This window comes from Streptomyces sp. NPDC036815 (genome assembly GCF_055609205.1).
Genome location: NZ_JBVJPW010000011.1, coordinates 203,277 through 219,754 on the forward strand (window position 1 = coordinate 203,277; position 16,478 = coordinate 219,754).

10 protein-coding genes are annotated in these 16,478 nt (G+C 73.2%); 8 read left to right on the forward strand and 2 right to left on the reverse strand.

Translation table 11 applies throughout. From position 1 onward, the window contains the following. Positions 1–56: 56 nt before the first annotated feature. The 6 genes from ACZ69I_RS23365 to ACZ69I_RS23390 all read left to right on the forward strand — a co-directional run bounded on the left by ACZ69I_RS23365 (position 57) and on the right by ACZ69I_RS23390 (position 12,305). The gene (locus ACZ69I_RS23365) at positions 57–1,925 is read left to right on the forward strand and encodes a CRTAC1 family protein (protein ID WP_470834338.1); all 1,869 of its coding nucleotides are present in this window, start codon (positions 57–59) and stop codon (positions 1,923–1,925) included. Further along, positions 1,922–3,073, forward strand: coding sequence for an enediyne biosynthesis protein (locus ACZ69I_RS23370; protein ID WP_470834339.1), 1,152 nt, complete (start codon positions 1,922–1,924; stop codon positions 3,071–3,073). Before ACZ69I_RS23365 ends, ACZ69I_RS23370 begins: the two co-directional genes overlap by 4 nt. After that, the gene (locus ACZ69I_RS23375) at positions 3,070–8,910 is read left to right on the forward strand and encodes a type I polyketide synthase (protein WP_470834340.1); all 5,841 of its coding nucleotides are present in this window, start codon (positions 3,070–3,072) and stop codon (positions 8,908–8,910) included. Before ACZ69I_RS23370 ends, ACZ69I_RS23375 begins: the two co-directional genes overlap by 4 nt. Positions 8,911–8,966: 56 nt before the next feature. Then, complete coding sequence (sgcE6, locus tag ACZ69I_RS23380; RefSeq protein WP_470834342.1) at positions 8,967–9,515, forward strand: NADH-dependent FAD reductase SgcE6; 549 nt, start codon at positions 8,967–8,969, stop codon at positions 9,513–9,515. Next, on the forward strand, positions 9,512–10,864 hold the full coding sequence (locus ACZ69I_RS23385; RefSeq protein WP_470834343.1) for a cytochrome P450: 1,353 nt from the start codon (positions 9,512–9,514) through the stop codon (positions 10,862–10,864). Before sgcE6 ends, ACZ69I_RS23385 begins: the two co-directional genes overlap by 4 nt. A 391-nt stretch (positions 10,865–11,255) precedes the next feature. Further along, a complete protein-coding gene (locus ACZ69I_RS23390) occupies positions 11,256–12,305 on the forward strand; it encodes a carboxymuconolactone decarboxylase family protein (protein WP_470834344.1) in 1,050 nt (349 codons plus the stop codon). On the opposite strand, the gene ACZ69I_RS23395 is transcribed toward ACZ69I_RS23390, so the two are convergent. Next, positions 12,293–13,213 carry an oxidoreductase gene (locus ACZ69I_RS23395; RefSeq protein ID WP_470834346.1) on the reverse strand — a complete coding sequence of 307 codons (921 nt, stop codon included), beginning with the start codon at positions 13,211–13,213 and terminating at the stop codon, positions 12,293–12,295. The two genes, ACZ69I_RS23390 and ACZ69I_RS23395, sit on opposite strands and share 13 nt — an antisense overlap. 557 nt (positions 13,214–13,770) lie before the next feature. Between ACZ69I_RS23395 and ACZ69I_RS23400 the strand changes: the two genes are divergently transcribed. Together ACZ69I_RS23400 and ACZ69I_RS23405 are read left to right on the forward strand one after the other, a co-directional pair. Beyond that, a complete protein-coding gene (locus ACZ69I_RS23400) occupies positions 13,771–14,334 on the forward strand; it encodes a hypothetical protein (RefSeq protein ID WP_470834347.1) in 564 nt (187 codons plus the stop codon). 37 nt (positions 14,335–14,371) lie between these two features. Beyond that, the gene (locus tag ACZ69I_RS23405; protein WP_470834348.1) at positions 14,372–14,833 is read left to right on the forward strand and encodes a hypothetical protein; all 462 of its coding nucleotides are present in this window, start codon (positions 14,372–14,374) and stop codon (positions 14,831–14,833) included. On the opposite strand, the gene ACZ69I_RS23410 is transcribed toward ACZ69I_RS23405, so the two are convergent. Then, positions 14,767–16,245 (reverse strand): nitronate monooxygenase, encoded by a 1,479-nt coding sequence (locus tag ACZ69I_RS23410; RefSeq protein WP_470834350.1) that lies wholly within the window; start codon positions 16,243–16,245, stop codon positions 14,767–14,769. The two genes, ACZ69I_RS23405 and ACZ69I_RS23410, sit on opposite strands and share 67 nt — an antisense overlap. Between the last annotated feature and the right edge of the window lie 233 nt (positions 16,246–16,478).

The window sequence follows — 16,478 nt, forward strand, 5'->3', positions numbered from 1 at the left end:
CACACCCGATTTCCTGGCTGCGGAAGCAAGCGCCCGGAGTCCTCGCACTCATTCTCATGGTCGGCACCTTTTACGCGGTGAAGCCGGATGAGTCGAGTGCTGCCGAGAAAGCGGAGCTGGCGGAGAAGTTCGCCTTCGAGCCGATGGCGATAGCCATGCCGGGCGGATATCCGAAGCAGAGTGTCCGCAAGGTCAACAAGGCCTACAAGCACATCGAGGCGTGGATCTCCTCGGTCGGCGCGGGCGTCGCCATGAACGACCTCGACGGCGACAGTCTGCCCAACGACCTGTGCATCACCGACCCGCAGATCGACCAGGCCGTGGTCACCCCCGCGCCGGTGCCCGGCCGCAAGAGCGCCTCGTACGCGCCGTTCACCCTCGACATGGCGCCGCTGCCCACGAGCGACACCATGGCCCCGATCGGCTGCGTCCCCGGTGACTTCAACGAGGACGGCGCGATGGACCTGCTCGTCTACTACTGGGGCCGCACCCCGGTGATCTTCCAGGCGAAGAGGGAGCCGGGCAAGGACACCACGACCATGGACCCGAAGTGCTTCGAGCCCATCGAGCTCGTTCCCGGCGACGGCGGCAGGGACTACAGCGGGCCGCTGTGGAATTCCAACGCCGCGACCGTCGCCGACTTCGACGGTGACGGGCACAACGACATCTACATCGGGAACTACTTCCCCAACAGTCCCGTCCTGGACGACAGCGTGGACGGCGGCGTGACGATGAACGACTCGCTCTCGCACGCCCAGAACGGCGGCGGCGGCCACTTCTTCCGCTGGACCCCCTCCGGCTTCGAGCAGGTCGAGGACGTCCTGCCCAAGAGCATCGACCAGGGCTGGACGCTGGCGGTCTCGGCCACCGACCTGGACGGGGACCAGCGCCCCGAGATGTACCTCGCGCACGACTTCGGGACCTCGGCCCTGCTCTACAACGAGTCGACTCCCGGCACGTTCAAGTTCCGCCAGGTCAAGGCCGAGCACACCGCGACCACACCGAAGTCCAAGGAGATCGGCCGCAGTTCCTTCAAGGGCATGGGCGTCGACTTCGGCGACCTGGACAACGACGGCCTGTACGACGCCTTCGTCTCCAACATCACCACGTCCTTCGGCATCCAGGAGTCGAACTTCGCCTTCATCGGAACGGCCCGGGACAAGGCGGACGTGCGAGCCCGCCTCCGCGACGGCGTCGCCCCCTTCAAGGACAAGAGCGCACCGCTGCGCCTCGCCTGGTCCGGATGGGGCTGGGACGTGAAGATGGGCGACTTCGACAACGACGGGGTCCAGGAGATCACCCAGGCCGTCGGCTTCGTCAAGGGCAAGCGCAACCGCTGGGCCCAGCTCCAGGAGCTCGCCACCGCCAACGACTCGCTGGTCAAGCACCCCCGCTTCTGGCCGCGTGTGGAGGAGGGCGACGACCTCGCCGGTGACCAGCACATGCGCTTCTTCGTCCGGAACAAGGACGGCGAGGCCTACAGCGACCTGTCCGAGCAGCTCGGCCTGGCCGTACCGGTGCCCAGCCGGGGCATCGCCACCGGCGACGCCGACGGCGACGGCCGCCTCGACATGGTCGTGGCACGCCAGTGGGAGGACCCCGTCTTCCACCGCAACGTGAGCCCGGGCCTCGGCGACTACCTGAACCTCCGCCTGACCGACAAGGCCGGTTCGCCCGTGGTCGGCGCCCAGGTCACCGTGACCCTCGCCGACGGCAGCACCCGCCTGGGCCGTGTCGACGGCGGCAGCGGCCACTCCGGCAAGCGCAGCCAGGACGTGCACATCGGCCTCGGCCGGCAGGGCAAGGGGCCGCTGCGCACCCACCTGACCTGGCGGGACCGCACCGGACAGCTGCACGCCAAGGATCTCCGGCTGGCCCCCGGCCGGCACTCGCTGGAACTCGGCGCCGACGTGAAGGAGAAGTGACCGTGCCCGAAACCAAGGCGCGCACGGCTGCCGCCCCCCGGCACGACGTGAAGGTCATCACCGCACTCCGCCGGTTCGCGATCTCGATCTCGGTCCTCAACATCGCCGGGTACACCTTCCTCGGCTTCGAACAGCCCTGGCTGTGGCCGTTCATCGCGCTGCTCACCGCCTACACGGTGGAAATCGGCCTGGAGGCGGTCAGCGCCAGGGTCGAGAAGCGCACCCCGCGCTTCGCGGGCGGCGGACCGAAGGGGATGGTGGAGTTCCTCTTCCCCTCGCACATCACCGCTCTCGCGGTGAACATGCTCACCTACGTCAACGACCGCGTGTGGGTCCTGGTGTTCGGCGTCATCGTGGCGGTCGGCACCAAGTGGGTGCTGCGGGCCCCGCTCAAGGGCCGCATGCGGCACTTCATGAACCCCTCGAACTTCGGCATCGTGGTGATCCTGCTGCTCTTCCCGTGGGCCAGCATCGCCCCGCCCTACCACTTCACCGAGTACCTCTACGGCCCCGCCGACTGGGTCCTCCCGGCGATCATCCTGGTCCTGGGCACCATGCTGAACGCGAAACTGACGGGCCGTATGTGGCTCATCGGCGCCTGGCTGGTCGGGTTCGCCCTCCAGGCGATCATCCGCGGGCTGGTGATGGGGACCTCCATCCCCGCGGCGCTGGGGATGATGACCGGGGTGGCCTTCGTCCTCTTCACGAACTACATGGTCACCGACCCCGGCACCTCCCCCTCCAAGCGCTCCTCGCAGATCGCCTTCGGCGCCGGCGTCGCCGCGATGTACGGGGTCCTGACCGGGCTCGGCATCGCGTACGGCATCTTCTTCGCCACCGCCCTGGTCTGCCTGATCCGCGGCGGCTACCTGTGGGGCCTGCACTTCCTGGCCGAGCAGCGTGCGGCGGCGGGCGAGCGGCCACCCCAGGCCCTGCCGCACCCAACCCCGGCAGAGCCCGCGCAGCAGGCCGCCGCCGTACCGGCGGCCGGGGCCTCCCCCGCCCCGGATGCCGCTCCCGTACCCGCGGCCACGTTCACGGCGGTGCGCACCGGCGACCCCTGCCAGGACGGCACCTGCTTCCACGGCAAGTGCGCGTCCCTGCGGGCGGCGACGGCGCAGGAGAAGAAGGTGGCGGTGCCAGGATGACCCGAATCGCGATCGTCGGCGTGTCGTGCAGTTACCCCGACGCCACCACCCCGCGCGAACTGTGGGAGAACGCGGTCGCCGGGCGGCGTGCCTTTCGCCGGCTGCCCGACGTGCGGATGCGCCTGGACGACTACTACGACCCCGACCCCACGGCCCCCGACAAGTTCTACTCCCGCAACGCCGCCGTCCTGGAGGGGTGGGAGTTCGACCGCGTCGCCCACCGCATCGCGGGCAGCACCTACCGTTCCACCGACCTCACGCACTGGCTCGCACTGGACACCGCCACCCGGGCGCTGGCCGACGCCGGCTTCCCGGCCGGAAAGGGGCTGCCCAAGGAGCGCACCGGCGTCGTCGTCGGCAACACCCTCACCGGGGAGTTCGCCCGCGCCAACACGATGCGGCTGCGCTGGCCCTACGTGCGCCGGGTGCTCGCCGACGCCCTCAAGGGGCAGGACTGGGGCGATGAGCGCCTCGGGGAATTCCTCGAAGGCGTGGAGGACGCCTACAAAAGGCCGTTCCCCGCCATCGACGAGGACACCCTCGCGGGCGGCCTGTCCAACACCATCGCCGGGCGGATCTGCAACCACTTCGACCTCAACGGCGGCGGATACACCGTCGACGGCGCCTGCTCGTCCTCGCTCCTGTCGGTCACCACCGCCGCCACCTCGCTGCTGTACGGGGATCTCGACCTGGCGGTCGCCGGGGGCGTCGACCTGTCCATCGACCCCTTCGAGATCATCGGCTTCGCCAAGACCGGAGCGCTCGCCAAGACCGAGATGCGCCTCTACGACCGCGGTTCCAACGGTTTTTGGCCCGGCGAGGGCTGCGGCATGGTCGTCCTGATGCGCGAGGAGGACGCCCTGGCCGCCGGACACCGCATCTACGCCTCGATCGCCGGCTGGGGCGTCTCCTCCGACGGGCAGGGCGGCATCACCCGCCCCGAGGTCAGCGGCTATCAGCTCGCCCTGGCCCGCGCCTACGAACGGGCCGGCTTCGGCATCGAGACCGTGCCGCTCTTCGAGGGCCACGGCACCGGCACCGCCGTCGGCGACGCGACCGAACTCAAGGCGATCATGGGCGCCCGCGCGCAGGCCGGTCCCGACGCCCCCAGCGCCGTCATCAGCTCCATCAAGGGCATGATCGGCCACACCAAGGCCGCCGCCGGAATCGCCGGACTGATCAAGGCCACGATGGCCCTGGACGCCGCGATGCTGCCCCCGGCCATCGGCTGCGTCGACCCGCACGAGCTGCTCACCGCCGACTCGGCCAACCTGCGGGTCCTGCGCAAGGCGGAGGCCTGGCCCGCGAACGCCCCGCTGCGCGCGGGGATCACCGCCATGGGGTTCGGCGGGATCAACACCCATGTCGTACTCGACAAGGCCGCCCCCGCCAGGCGCCAGGCCACCAGCCGCCGCGCCGCCACCCTGGCCAGCTCGCTCCAGGACGCCGAACTGCTGCTCCTGGACGCCGCCTCCCCGCAGGCGCTCAGGGAACGTCTGCTGCAGGTCGCCGACTTCGCCGGCACGGTCTCCTACGCCCAACTCGCCGACCTGGCCGCCACCCTCCAGCGCGAACTGCGTGAACTGCCCCACCGGGCGGCCGTCGTCGTCACCTCACCGCAGGACGCCGAAGTGCGGCTGCGCCGGCTGGCCGACGCGCCCGACGAAGGCGAGGGCGAGGGTGAGGGCGAGGGCATCACGCTCTCCGCCGACGGCCGTGCCGCCCGGGGCCGGGCCGGTGACGGCGCCCGCATCGGCTTCCTCTTCCCCGGCCAGGGCTCGGGCACCTCGACCGGCGGCGGCGCGCTCGCCCGCCGCTTCGCCGAGGCCGCCGACGTCTACCGGCGGGCCGAACTGCCCGCCGGTGGCGACCTGGTCGCCACCGACGTGGCGCAGCCCCGCATCGTCACCGGCTCGACCGCCGGACTGCGCGTCCTGGAAGCGCTCGGCATCGAGGCCGACATCGCCGTCGGCCACAGCCTGGGCGAACTCTCCGCCCTGCACTGGGCGGGCGCCCTGGACTCCACCACCCTGCTGGCGGCGGCCCGGGCCCGCGGAGCGGCGATGGCCGAGCACAGCGCCTCGGGCACCATGGTCTCGCTGGCCGCCACCCCCGAGCAGGCCAGGGAGCTCATCGAAGAGCTGCCCGTCGTCATCTCCGGTTACAACGGCCCCCGCCAGACCGTCGTCGCCGGAAGTGCCGACGCCCTCGCCGCTGTCGCCGCACGGGCCGGACGGGCCGGGGTCACCTGCACCGATCTCGCGGTCTCGCACGCCTTCCACTCGCCTCTGGTCGCTCCGGCCGCCGACGCCTTCGGCGACTGGCTCGCCGGAGTGCGCATGGACGAGGTGAGCCGCCGGGTCGTCTCCACCGTCACCGGCGTCGAACTGGAGAGCGACACCGACCTGTCCAAGCTGCTGCGGCGGCAGATCACCGACCCGGTGCTGTTCACCCACGCGGTCCGCTCGGCCGCCCCCCATGTCGACCTGTTCGTCGAGGTCGGCCCCGGCAGGGTGCTCACCGGCATGGCGGCGGCCACCGCCGACGTACCGGCCCTCGCCCTCAACACCGACGACGAGTCGCTGCGCGCACTGCTCCAGGTCGTCGGCGCCGCCTACGTGCTGGGCGCCCCGCTCCTGCACGAGCGGCTCTTCAACGACCGGCTGACCCGGCCGCTGGAGATCGGCGCCGAGTTCCGCTTCCTGGCCAACCCCTGCGAGCAGGCGCCCGATGTCGACCTGCCCGCCACGCGCGCCCCCCGCACCGGCCACGCCGGTGACGGCGCCGGTGACGGCGTCGGCGCACCGGCCGAGGGCCCGGCGGAACAGTCGGCGCTCAGCGTGCTGCGCGCCCTGGTCGCCGAACGGGCGGAACTGCCGCCCGAGTTGGTGGACGAGAACAGCAGTCTCCTGGACGACCTGCACATGAGCTCGATCACGGTCGGCCAGATCGTCAATCAGGCCGCCGTCCAGCTCGGCCTCACCGCCGCCCACGTCCCGACCAACTTCGCCACCGCGACGATGACCGAACTGGCCGAGGCGCTCACCACCCTCGCCGAGACGGGGGACGGCGCCACGGGCGCCGCACCCGTGGTGGCCGGCGCCGCCGCGTGGGCCCGCCCCTTCGCCGTCGACCTCGACGAGGTCGCACTGCCCGCACCCGTACCGGGCGGGGAGCCCGGCTCCTGGGAGCTGTTCACCGCCCCGGGCCACGCCTTCGCTCAGGAGGTGCGAAGCGCCCTGGAGAACGCCGCGGTGGGCTCGGGGGTCCTGGTCTGCCTGCCGCCCGCCTGCACCCGGGAGGAGATCGAACTCGCGTTGAACGGCGCCAAGGCCGCCCTCGCGGGCGACCGCGAGCGCCGCTTCGTCCTGGTGCAGCACGGCCGGGGCGCGGCCGGACTGGCCAAGACCCTGCACCTGGAGGCGCCCCACCTGCGGACCACCGTCGTCCACACCCCGGTGGCCGAGGGCGCCGCCGAGCGGGTGGCCGCCGAGGTCGCGGCGACCGCCCGCTTCAGCGAGGTCCATCTCGCCGCGGACGGCACCCGCCGCGTCCCGGTCCTGCGCGCCCTGCCGGTCCGTGCCGGGCGTAGCGACCAGCTCCTGGAGGACTCCGACGTGCTGCTCGTCACCGGCGGCGGCAAGGGCATCACCGCCGAGTGCGCCCTGGCCGTGGCCCGGCAGACCGGCGTCAGGCTGGCTGTCATCGGCCGGTCGGACCCCGCCCTGGACGAGGACCTCGCCACGAACCTGCGGCGGATGCAGGACAGCGGGGCCACGGTGCGATACGCCGCCGCCGACGTCACCGACCCCGCACGCGTCACCGCGGCCGTCGCCGAACTCACCGCCGCGCTCGGCCCCGTCACCGCCGTGCTCCACGGGGCGGGCCACAACGAGCCCGCCTCCCTCACCGGCCTCGGCATCGACACCTTCCACACCACGTTCGCCCCCAAGGTCGACGGGCTGCGCACCGTCCTGGACGCCGTCGGCGAGGAGAACCTGAAACTCCTGGTCACCTTCGGCAGCATCATCGGCCGGTCCGGACTGCGCGGCGAGGCGCACTACGCCACCGCCAACGAATGGCTGGCCGACCTCACCGAACAGGTCGCCCGCGACCGTCCGAACTGCCGTGCCCTGTGCATGGAGTGGTCGGTGTGGTCCGGCGTCGGCATGGGCGAGAAGCTCTCCGTCGTGGAGTCCCTCTCCCGCGAGGGCATCGTCCCGGTCTCGCCCGACCAGGGCGTCGAGATCCTGCTGCGGCTGATCTCGGACCCGGACGCCCCCGTGGTGACGGTGATCAGCGGACGGACCGAAGGGATCGCGACGGTACGCCGCGACCTCCCGCCGATGCCGCTGCTGCGGTTCACCGGGACCCCGCTGGTGCGCTACCACGGCGTCGAACTCGTCACCGAGGCCGAACTGAACAGCGGCACCGACCTCTACCTCGCCGACCACCTCCTGGACGACAGCATGCTGATGCCCGCGGTGATCGGCATGGAGGCCATGGTCCAGGTGGCCTCCGCGGTCACCGGACGCGGCGACGTACCGGTCATCGAGAGGGCGCGGTTCCTGCGGCCCATCGCGGTGCCGCCCGCGGGGAGCACCCGCATCCGGATCGCGGCCACCGTCACCGACACCGACACCGTGGAGGTGGCCATCCACGCGGAGGACACCGGCTTCGTCGCCGAACACTTCCGGGCCCGGCTGGTCTACTCCGGCGCCGCGATCCCGGACGGCCCCCCGGCCCAGGCCGGACCCGGCGTCCCGGCCGCCCCGCTGGACCCGGCGGCCGACCTGTACGGCGGTGTCCTCTTCCAGGGCGAGCGCTTCCAGCGGCTGCGCCGCTTCCACCGGGCGGCCGCCCGGCACGTCGACGCCGACGTGGCGCTCGGCGCGCCGTCCGGCTGGTTCGCCGATTTCCTGCCGGACACCCTGCTGCTGGCCGATCCGGGGATGCGGGACGCGCTGATGCACGGCAACCAGGTGTGCGTCCCCGACGCGACCCTGCTGCCCTCCGGCATCGAGCGGCTGTACCCGATGGCCGCCGGTGACGAGCTGCCGCGGGAGGTGCGCTACTGCGCCACCGAGCGCCACCGGGACGGCGACACGTACGTGTACGACATCGCGGTACGCACCGCCGACGGCACGGTCGTCGAACGGTGGGAGGGGCTCACCCTGCATGCCGTCCGCAAGACGGACGGCTCGGGGCCGTGGGTCGCCCCGCTGCTCGGCTCCTACCTGGAGCGGACGGTGGAGGAGGTGCTCGGCACCCATCTCGACATCGCCGTCGAACCGGACCTGCCCGGCGCCGGGGAGTCCAGGAACGAGCGGCGCGCGGCCACCGCACGGGCCGTTCGGCGAGCGCTGGGCGAGGACGCCGAGGTGCGCTACCGGCCCGACGGGCGCCCCGAACTCGCCGACGGCCGCCGGATCTCGGCCGCCCACGGCCTGGGCGTGACCCTCGGGGTCGCCGCCGATCGGACCGTGGCCTGCGACATCGAGGCGGTCTGCGTGCGCGGCACCGCCGAATGGGCGGGGCTGCTCGGTGAGCACGCCGAACTGGCCGCTGTGGTGGCCAAGGAGACGGGCGAGGCCCCCGACACCGCGGCGACGCGGGTGTGGGGCGCCGTCGAGTGTCTCAGGAAGGCCGGGCTGATGGCCGGGGCGCCGCTGACGCTGGCCCCGCCGAACAAGGACAACTGGGTGGTCCTCACCGCGGGCGGACTGCGGATCGCCACCTTCGTCACGGCGCTGCGCGACGCCCTGGAACCGGCCGTGTTCGCCTTCCTCGCCGACGCCCCGGACGGCGCCGCCACCGCCGCCGGGAGCCGGTCATGACCGGCCGGACGGGCCGCCGCACGGGCCGGCTCCCGGCCGCTGACAGGGAGGCAGACATGAGCCCGACCACTGTTTCGTCCATGGAGTTCGTCGACCTGGAGGACCGCAGACAACTGCGGGGCGCCTTCGGCACCTTCCCCACCGGGGTCACCGTGGTCGCCGTCGGCGGGGACTCCCCGCGGGGCATGACGGCCAACTCCTTCACCTCCGTCTCGCTCTCTCCGCCCCTGGTGCTGGTCTGCGTCGGCAAGGACGCGCTGATGCACGGCAGCCTGGACGGTGCGCGGGCGTTCTCGGTCTCGGTGCTCGACGCCGGCCAGGAGGCCGTGGCACGCCACTTCGCCGACCATTCGCGTCCCGTGGGAGCCGGCCAGTTCGACGCCGTCGGCTGGCAGCCCGGACCCAAGTCCGGCGCACCGCTGATCACCGGTGCGGTGGCGCATCTGGAGTGCGAGAAGAAGCAGTTGTACGACGGCGGTGACCACACGATCTTCCTCGGCGAGGTGTTCTCCGCGGTGCGCTGGCCCTTCCGCGAGGCCCTGCTGTTCTCCGGCGGCCGCTTCCGGCGCTTCGCCCCCGAGCACGGTGAGGGCGAGGCGGCATGAGGATCGACCCGCCGGGCCCGCCGGTCAGTGCCATGCCGGGGCTGCTGAGGAAGCTCGTGGTGAACCGCCTGGGGATGATGAAGGACGCGGCCGCCCTGGGCGACGCCGTGCGGGTCTCCATGGGGCCCAGGAAGCTCTACATCTTCAACCGGCCCGACTACGCCAAACACGTCCTCGCCGACAACAGCGCCAACTACCACAAGGGCATCGGCCTGGTGCAGTCCCGCCGGGTCCTGGGCGACGGCCTGCTGACCAGTGACGGCGAGGTGTGGCGGGCCCAGCGCCAGACGGCGCAGCCCGCGTTCAAGCCCGGGCGCATCAACCGGCAGGCGCACGCCGTCGCGCAGGAGGGCGCCAGACTGGTCGCTCTCCTGCGCGCCCAGGAGGGCCGCGGCCCGGTCGACGTCCTTCAGGAGGTCACCGGACTCACCCTCGGGGTGCTCGGCCGCACCCTGCTCGACTCCGACCTCACCTCCCAGGACACCCTGGCGCCCGCCTTCGAGGAGGTGCAGGACCAGGCGATGCTGGAGATGGTCTCCCAGGGCGTGGCCTCCCCCTGGCTCCCGCTGCCCGCGCAGGCCCGCTTCCGCCGGGCCCGCCGCGAGCTGTACCGGGTGGCGGATCTGCTGGTGGCCGACCGCAGCGCGCGGATGGCCGCGGGCGAGCCCGGCGACGACGACGTGCTGTCCCGGATCATCGAGGCCGCCCGGCGGCGCGACCGGCGGCCCCGGCAGGTCCGCAGACAGCTCCGCGAGGAGCTGGTCACCTTGCTGCTGGCGGGGCACGAGACGACGGCCAGCACCCTCGGCTGGACGCTGTACCTGCTGGAGCGCCATCCCGAGGTCCGCGCCGCTGTCCGCGAGGAGGCCAGGAACGTCCTGGGCGAGCGTCTGCCGGAGGCCGAGGACCTGCACCGGCTGACGTACACGACCATGGTCGTGCAGGAGGCCATCCGGCTCTACCCGCCGGTGTGGGTCCTGCCCCGGATAGCCCAGCAGCGGGACGAGGTCGGCGGATACACGGTGTCGGCCAAGGCCGACGTCCTGATCTGCCCGTACATCATGCACCGCAATCCGCGTCTGTGGCAGGACCCCGAGCGCTTCGATCCCGAGCGCTTCGATCCGCAGGCGGTGGCCAGCCGCCCCCGGTACGCCTACATCCCCTTCGGCGCGGGACCGCGCTTCTGCATCGGCAGCAACCTCGGCATGCTCGAAGCGGTGTTCGTGACCGCGCTGGTCACCCGGGACCTCGACCTGCGGACCGTCCCCGGGCACCGGGCGGTCGCCGAGCCGATGCTGTCGCTGCGGATGCGCGGCGGACTGCCGATGACGGTGAGCGCGGCGGGCTGATGGCGCAGCGGGAGAGCCCGACGGGCCGCAGGAGAAGGCCCCTTCGCGTCCGGCTCCGTCCGCCGCGCGTGCGGACGCACCGGGAGCCCGCCCCGGTGCGGCGGCCGCCTCCCCGCGAGAGCGACCAGGTGCCCCGGCTACCGGCCGCAACAGCACCTACCCCGGCGCCGCCGCCCGGCCCGGCCCCCGGCACGGCGGCGCCTTCGCCCGCCGCGTACCACACGGCCACCGCTCAGGAGACGGCCACCGCGCTGATCCGCCTGCTGGTGGAGCAGCTGGGGCTGGCTCCCGGCGCCCTCGCCGCGAGGGACCGCGCCGCAACAGAACCTGACGGGGCCCAGGGGCCCTTGAGGAAGGGAAGCCGCGTGAAACAGGAGAGGGAGGAGTGGCGATGAGGCCGCTCGTGCGGGCTGTGCTGCGGGGCTCCCTGCGGCAGGTGCGGTACGTGGAGGTGGTCCCCCAGCGCCACGCCCGGGGCCTGGTGGGGCAGGTGTACCGCCGCACGGAGCGGGACTTCGGGGTGCTCGCCCCGCCCGTGGCCCTCCACTCGCCGGCTGCCGCCTCGCTGGCGGCGACCTGGCTGATGCTGCGTGAGACCCTGCTCGCCGACGGCCTGGTGAGCCGCGCGGTGAAGGAGACGGTCGCCACCGAGGTCTCCCGCGCCAATGACTGCCCGTACTGCGTCGGGGTGCACCAGGCGATCCTGGGGACGCTGGCGCCGGACAGGGCGGCCTCCCCCATCGCCCGGTGGGCCGGGGCGGCCGGACGGCACGGCCCGGAAGAGGCCGCGAGCACGGCCCCGCTGCCGTTCACCGACGCGCAGGCGCCCGAACTCTGCGGCGTCGTGGTGACGTTCCACTACGTCAACCGCATGGTGAGCCTCTTCCTGGCCGACTCCCCCATGCCCGCCCGGACGCCGGCGCCGCTGCGGGGGCCCATCATGCGCACCACCGCCCTGGCCATGCGGCCCGTCGCGCCGGGGCCGCTGGCGCCGGGCGACTCGCTCGGCCTGCTGCCCCCGGCGCCCCCGCCCCCCGGACTGGAGTGGGCCCTGGGCCGTCCTGTGGTGGCCGAGGCGTTCGGGCGGGCCTTCGCCGCCGTGGACCAGGGGGCGCGCTGGGTGCCGGAACCGGTGCGGGAGCAGTTGCGCGCGCGCCTGGAGCGGTGGGACGGAGCCGCTCCGGGGCCGGGCCGGGGGTGGCTGGAGGAGGCCGTGTCGGCGCTGGCGGCCCCGGACGTGCCGGCCGCCCGGCTCGCCCTGCTGACCGCCTTCGCGCCGTACCAGGCCCTCCCGGAGGACGTCGCGGCCTTCCGGAGCCGCTTTCCCACCGACCGCGAACTGATCGAGCTCACGTCCTACGCCGCCCTGTCCGCGGCGGTGCGGATCGGCGGCCGGATCCGCGTGCCCCGCCGGGCCGGGTCGCGGGGTCAGAAGGAGTAGCGGACGCCGGTGAGACGTTCGGACTCCTCCCACAGGCGCTGGCGGACCTGCCGGTCGCGGGCGGCCCTGCCGGGGCGGACGCGTCCGGGGGCGCCCCGGGTCTCGGTCACGCCGAGCGGCCCGTAGTACTCACCGCCCCGCGCCCCGGGGTCGGTGGCCGCCCGCAGGCCGGGCAGCATCCCGCGGTGGGCGGGCTGGAGGAACAGCGGCGCGCCCACGGAGCCGAACCTGCGCACGGCGGCCGGGAAGTCGCGGGCCAGGCCGGTCGCGGCCAGTCCGGGGTGGGCGGCGAGCGAGACCAGGCCCGAGCCCGACTCCGCGAGCCGGTGGTGGAGTTCGAGGGCGAACATGAGGTTGGCCAGCTTGGACTGGTTGTAGGCCCGGTACCGGCTGTAGCCGCGTTCGCCGTTCAGGTCGCCGAAGTCGATGCGCCCCAGCCTGTGGAGGTAGCTGCTGATCGTCACCACGCGGGCGCCGGGCGCGGCCCGCAAGGCGTCCAGGAGCAGGCCGGTGAGCGCGAAGTGGCCCAGGTGGTTCGTGGCGAAGTGCAGTTCGTGTCCGTCGGGGGTGCGGGTCCGCTCGTTCCACATCACACCGGCGTTGTTGATCAGCAGGTCGATGCGGGCGAACCGCGCGCGCAGGTCCTTCGCCCCCTCCCGCACCGAGGCGAGGCTGGCGAGGTCCAGCTGCCGGACCGTCAAGGCGGCCGCGGGCACCCGGGCCCGGATGCGGTCCGCCGCGGCAGCCCCGCGGTCGGGGTCGCGTACGGCCAGCACCACGTGGGCACCGCGCCGGGCGAGTTCCTCCGCCGTGCACAGTCCAAGGCCGGAGCTCGCGCCGGTGACCACCGCGGTGGTGCCGGTCCGGTCCGGAATGTCGGCCGTGCTCCACGTGCGACGGGTGCTCATCCGTCATCCCTTCCTGGGTGGGTTGCCGGCGGGTGCCGGTGGGCTGTCCCAGCCGCCGCGATGCGTTGGCGAGGTCATCCGGCGGCGCGACGGTGCCGGGGCGGTGGGCCGCCGGTCGGGCCGCGGGGGGGCGGGGAGGGCGTCATCCGGTGCGACGGGGGCCGCGGCTCTCCCCCGAGGAGGGGACGGGCGGCCGGTGCGAGCGGCGCGCCGTGGGGCGGCCGGGGCCCCTGATGCAAAAGACGCTAGACAACGGGATCGCCGGCCGGCAACCCCGCCCCGCGCCGCGTCACCGGCCTGCGCGCCGGGGGCGGAGCGCCGGTCCGGGGCGCGGACAGGAGCATCGGTTCTCCCGCGATCAAGCCGCTGAGCAGGAGCGTCTGCCCGGCGGGGCCGGGGCGGCCCGCGCAGCGCACGCCCCGAGCGCGGCGCCGGGCCGCCCGGCCGGGGCGCCGGCGCCCGCGGCCGGTCCTCGTAAAAGAGCACTGCGGAAGAAGCCCACGCGCGCGCGAGCCTGGTGTGATGAGCCCCGGCTCCCCGACCGTGGAGGTTCGAGCATGGCCATCAGCACGGGAGTAACACCGCTTACGCTGCGGGGCGGAATCGACTCCATCAACGGCCGTCACCATCAACTCGCCCTGCGTTTCTTCCTGTTCATCGTTGTCGCGCACTGGGCGGAGCACGTGGTCCAGGCGTATCAGATCTACGTCATGGGCTGGCCGATCCCGGAAGCGCGCGGCGTGCTCGGCATGCCGTTCCCGTGGCTCGTCACCTCGGAATGGATGCACTACGGCTACGCCCTGGTGATGATGGTGGGCCTGTTCCTGCTGCGTTCGGGCTTCACCGGCCGCTCGGGCACCTGGTGGAAGGCGTCCCTGGGCATCCAGGTATGGCATCACCTGGAGCACCTGCTGCTCCTGGTCCAGGTCCTCGTCGGCGCACACCTGCTGGGCAGGGCCAAGCCGACGAGCCTGATCCAGCTGATCGCGCCCCGCGTGGAGCTGCACCTCTTCTACAACACCATTGTGACGGTCCCCATGGTGGTGGCGATGTACCTCCACACCCGCGCGAACCGGCCGGACAACGCCGCCGCGCGGTGCACCTGCGCGCCGGCGGACTGACCACGTGGCCGCGGGCGGGAGGAAGCCCTCCGGGTTCGTGTCCCTGCTGCTCCTGCTGGCCGGAGTCCTGCTGTTCTGGATGACCGTGCCGAACCTCGGCAACGCCGCCCGGGCCGCGACCGCGAACGGGCCGCGGGGCACTTTCACCGCGGCCCGGCTCGTGTGCGTGGGGCACGCCGGGCACAGCAGCTGCGAGTGGTCGGGGACGTTCCGGTCCGCCGACGGCACCGTGGAGATCGAGGGCGTCAAGCTGTTCGGCAGCGGCCGGGGCTCCTTCACGCAAGGGCAGACGGCGTCGGCCGTGGATGTGGGCAACGCGGGGCGGGTCTACGACCCGACCGGGTCGCGTACGTGGATCGTCACCGTCGCGCTGATGGTGCTCTCCTACGTACTGCTCGCCGTGGTGGCCCGCCGGCACCTGATGCCGAGGGATCACGGGCGCCGCACCCCGGTCGTCGCCGTGCCCGTCAGCCATGCGACGACTTCGCGTGCCCGGTAGGGGCCGCCGTCCGGGCTCAGGGCCGTGAGGAATTCCAGGTCCTGGCCCAGGGTGAGCACGGGTGGTTCGTCGTGTGCGCGGGGGTGGCGCTGGCCGAGCCCGGCGGTGGCCAGCAGGCCGTTGCACAGGCACAGGCGGCCTTCGGTGTCGGGAGGTGCGCCGCCCTTGCGGCGGTAGGCGGCTTCCGGTTCGGCGGGGCAGCGGTAGCCGATGGCGCCGGTGGGGGTGCGGTAGGGGGTGCGCAGGTAGCCGAGGTCGCAGACGCGGCGGCGGGTGGCGCGTACGGCGGGGTCGGACAGGGTGCCTGGCACCTCGGCGATTTTGAAGGGGAAGGCGGTGGGTGAGGCCAGCGGGTCGTTGCGCACGGTGAGGTCACCGGCGCGGGCGCGGGTCCTCAAGTCCTGGCGCAGGGTGTCTTCCAGGCCCGATTCCTCGCAGAGCGCGAAGGCGCTGCCGACCTGTACGCCGGCTGCGCCCTGGGCGCGGGCCGCGGCGAGCCGTGCGGGGTGGGCGGCGCCGCCCGCGAGCCAGAAGGGGAGGCCGAGCCTCGCCATTTTCGTCAGGTCGGGGTGGTCGCGCGGTCCGTAGACGGGCTCGCCGTGCGAGTCGAGTCGCAGGGTGCCGCGCGGCGGGGCGCTGTGGCCGCCCGCGCCGGGGGTCTCGATGACGAAGCCGTCGGGGGCGGTGGCCTCGTCGCGGGCCAGGTAGGAGGCCAGCAGCGGCAGGGAGACGATGGCGAGGACGTGCGGGCGCCGCAGTGCGCTCTCTTCTCCTTCCGCCGCGCCGGGGGGTGTGCGGCCCAGGAAGGCGGCCGGGTCGAAGGGGTGGGTGTGGTCCTCCTCGGTGTCGTCGAGGCGGATGCGTACGCCGACCGGTTGCAGCCGTGTCAGCCGGCGGGCGAGTTCGGGGACGTGTCCGGGGACGCCGGCGCCCACCAGGACGTAGTCCACTCCGGCCAGGATGGCGCCGAACATGCCCGGGGCGAGGCCGAGTTGGATCTTTTCCAGGTAGTTGATCCCGACCGGAGCGGCGTGGCCCTCCTTGGCGAGCCACACTTCGACGAAGTTGCCGAGGACGGTGAGCAGTTCGGCCTGTTCGCCGCGTTCGACGCGCAGCAGGAGCTGGGCGCGGAAGCGTGCGCCGGGTGCGATGCCGCCTTCGACGTAGTAGCGCTCCAGGACCGCGGTGGCCAACTCCGGTACGGGGAAGGCGGCCAGGGCGCGGCGCACGTGGCCGCCCGGGTCGCCCTTTTGGAGGCGGCGGGTGAGCAGGGCGTCCAGTGCGGTGCCCGAGACGACGCCGAGTTGGCCGGTGCGGCTGACGGCGCGGGCCAGTTTCCAGTGGGAGACGCCCACCCCCATACCGCCCTGGATGACCGCGGGCAGTTCCCTGGTGGTCGTGGTCGCCGGCATGCCCCGCCTCGTTCCTCGCGCTCCCCCAACCTACGGTCGCGTAGGTTGCGTCAGGAGCCCAGTCTCGGCCACCGGCCCTCGCCGTCCGTTCGCCGAAGGGCCCCAGTGGCGGGGCCCAAAGGCCCGCGGGCGGAGGCTTTCGGACCCGCTTCGCCGGGCTGGATCGTTAGCCGTGCGTCCCGTGGCGGGCCGGCCTCGTGTGCACCTTCCGTCGTCCAGGGGGAGTTGGTGCG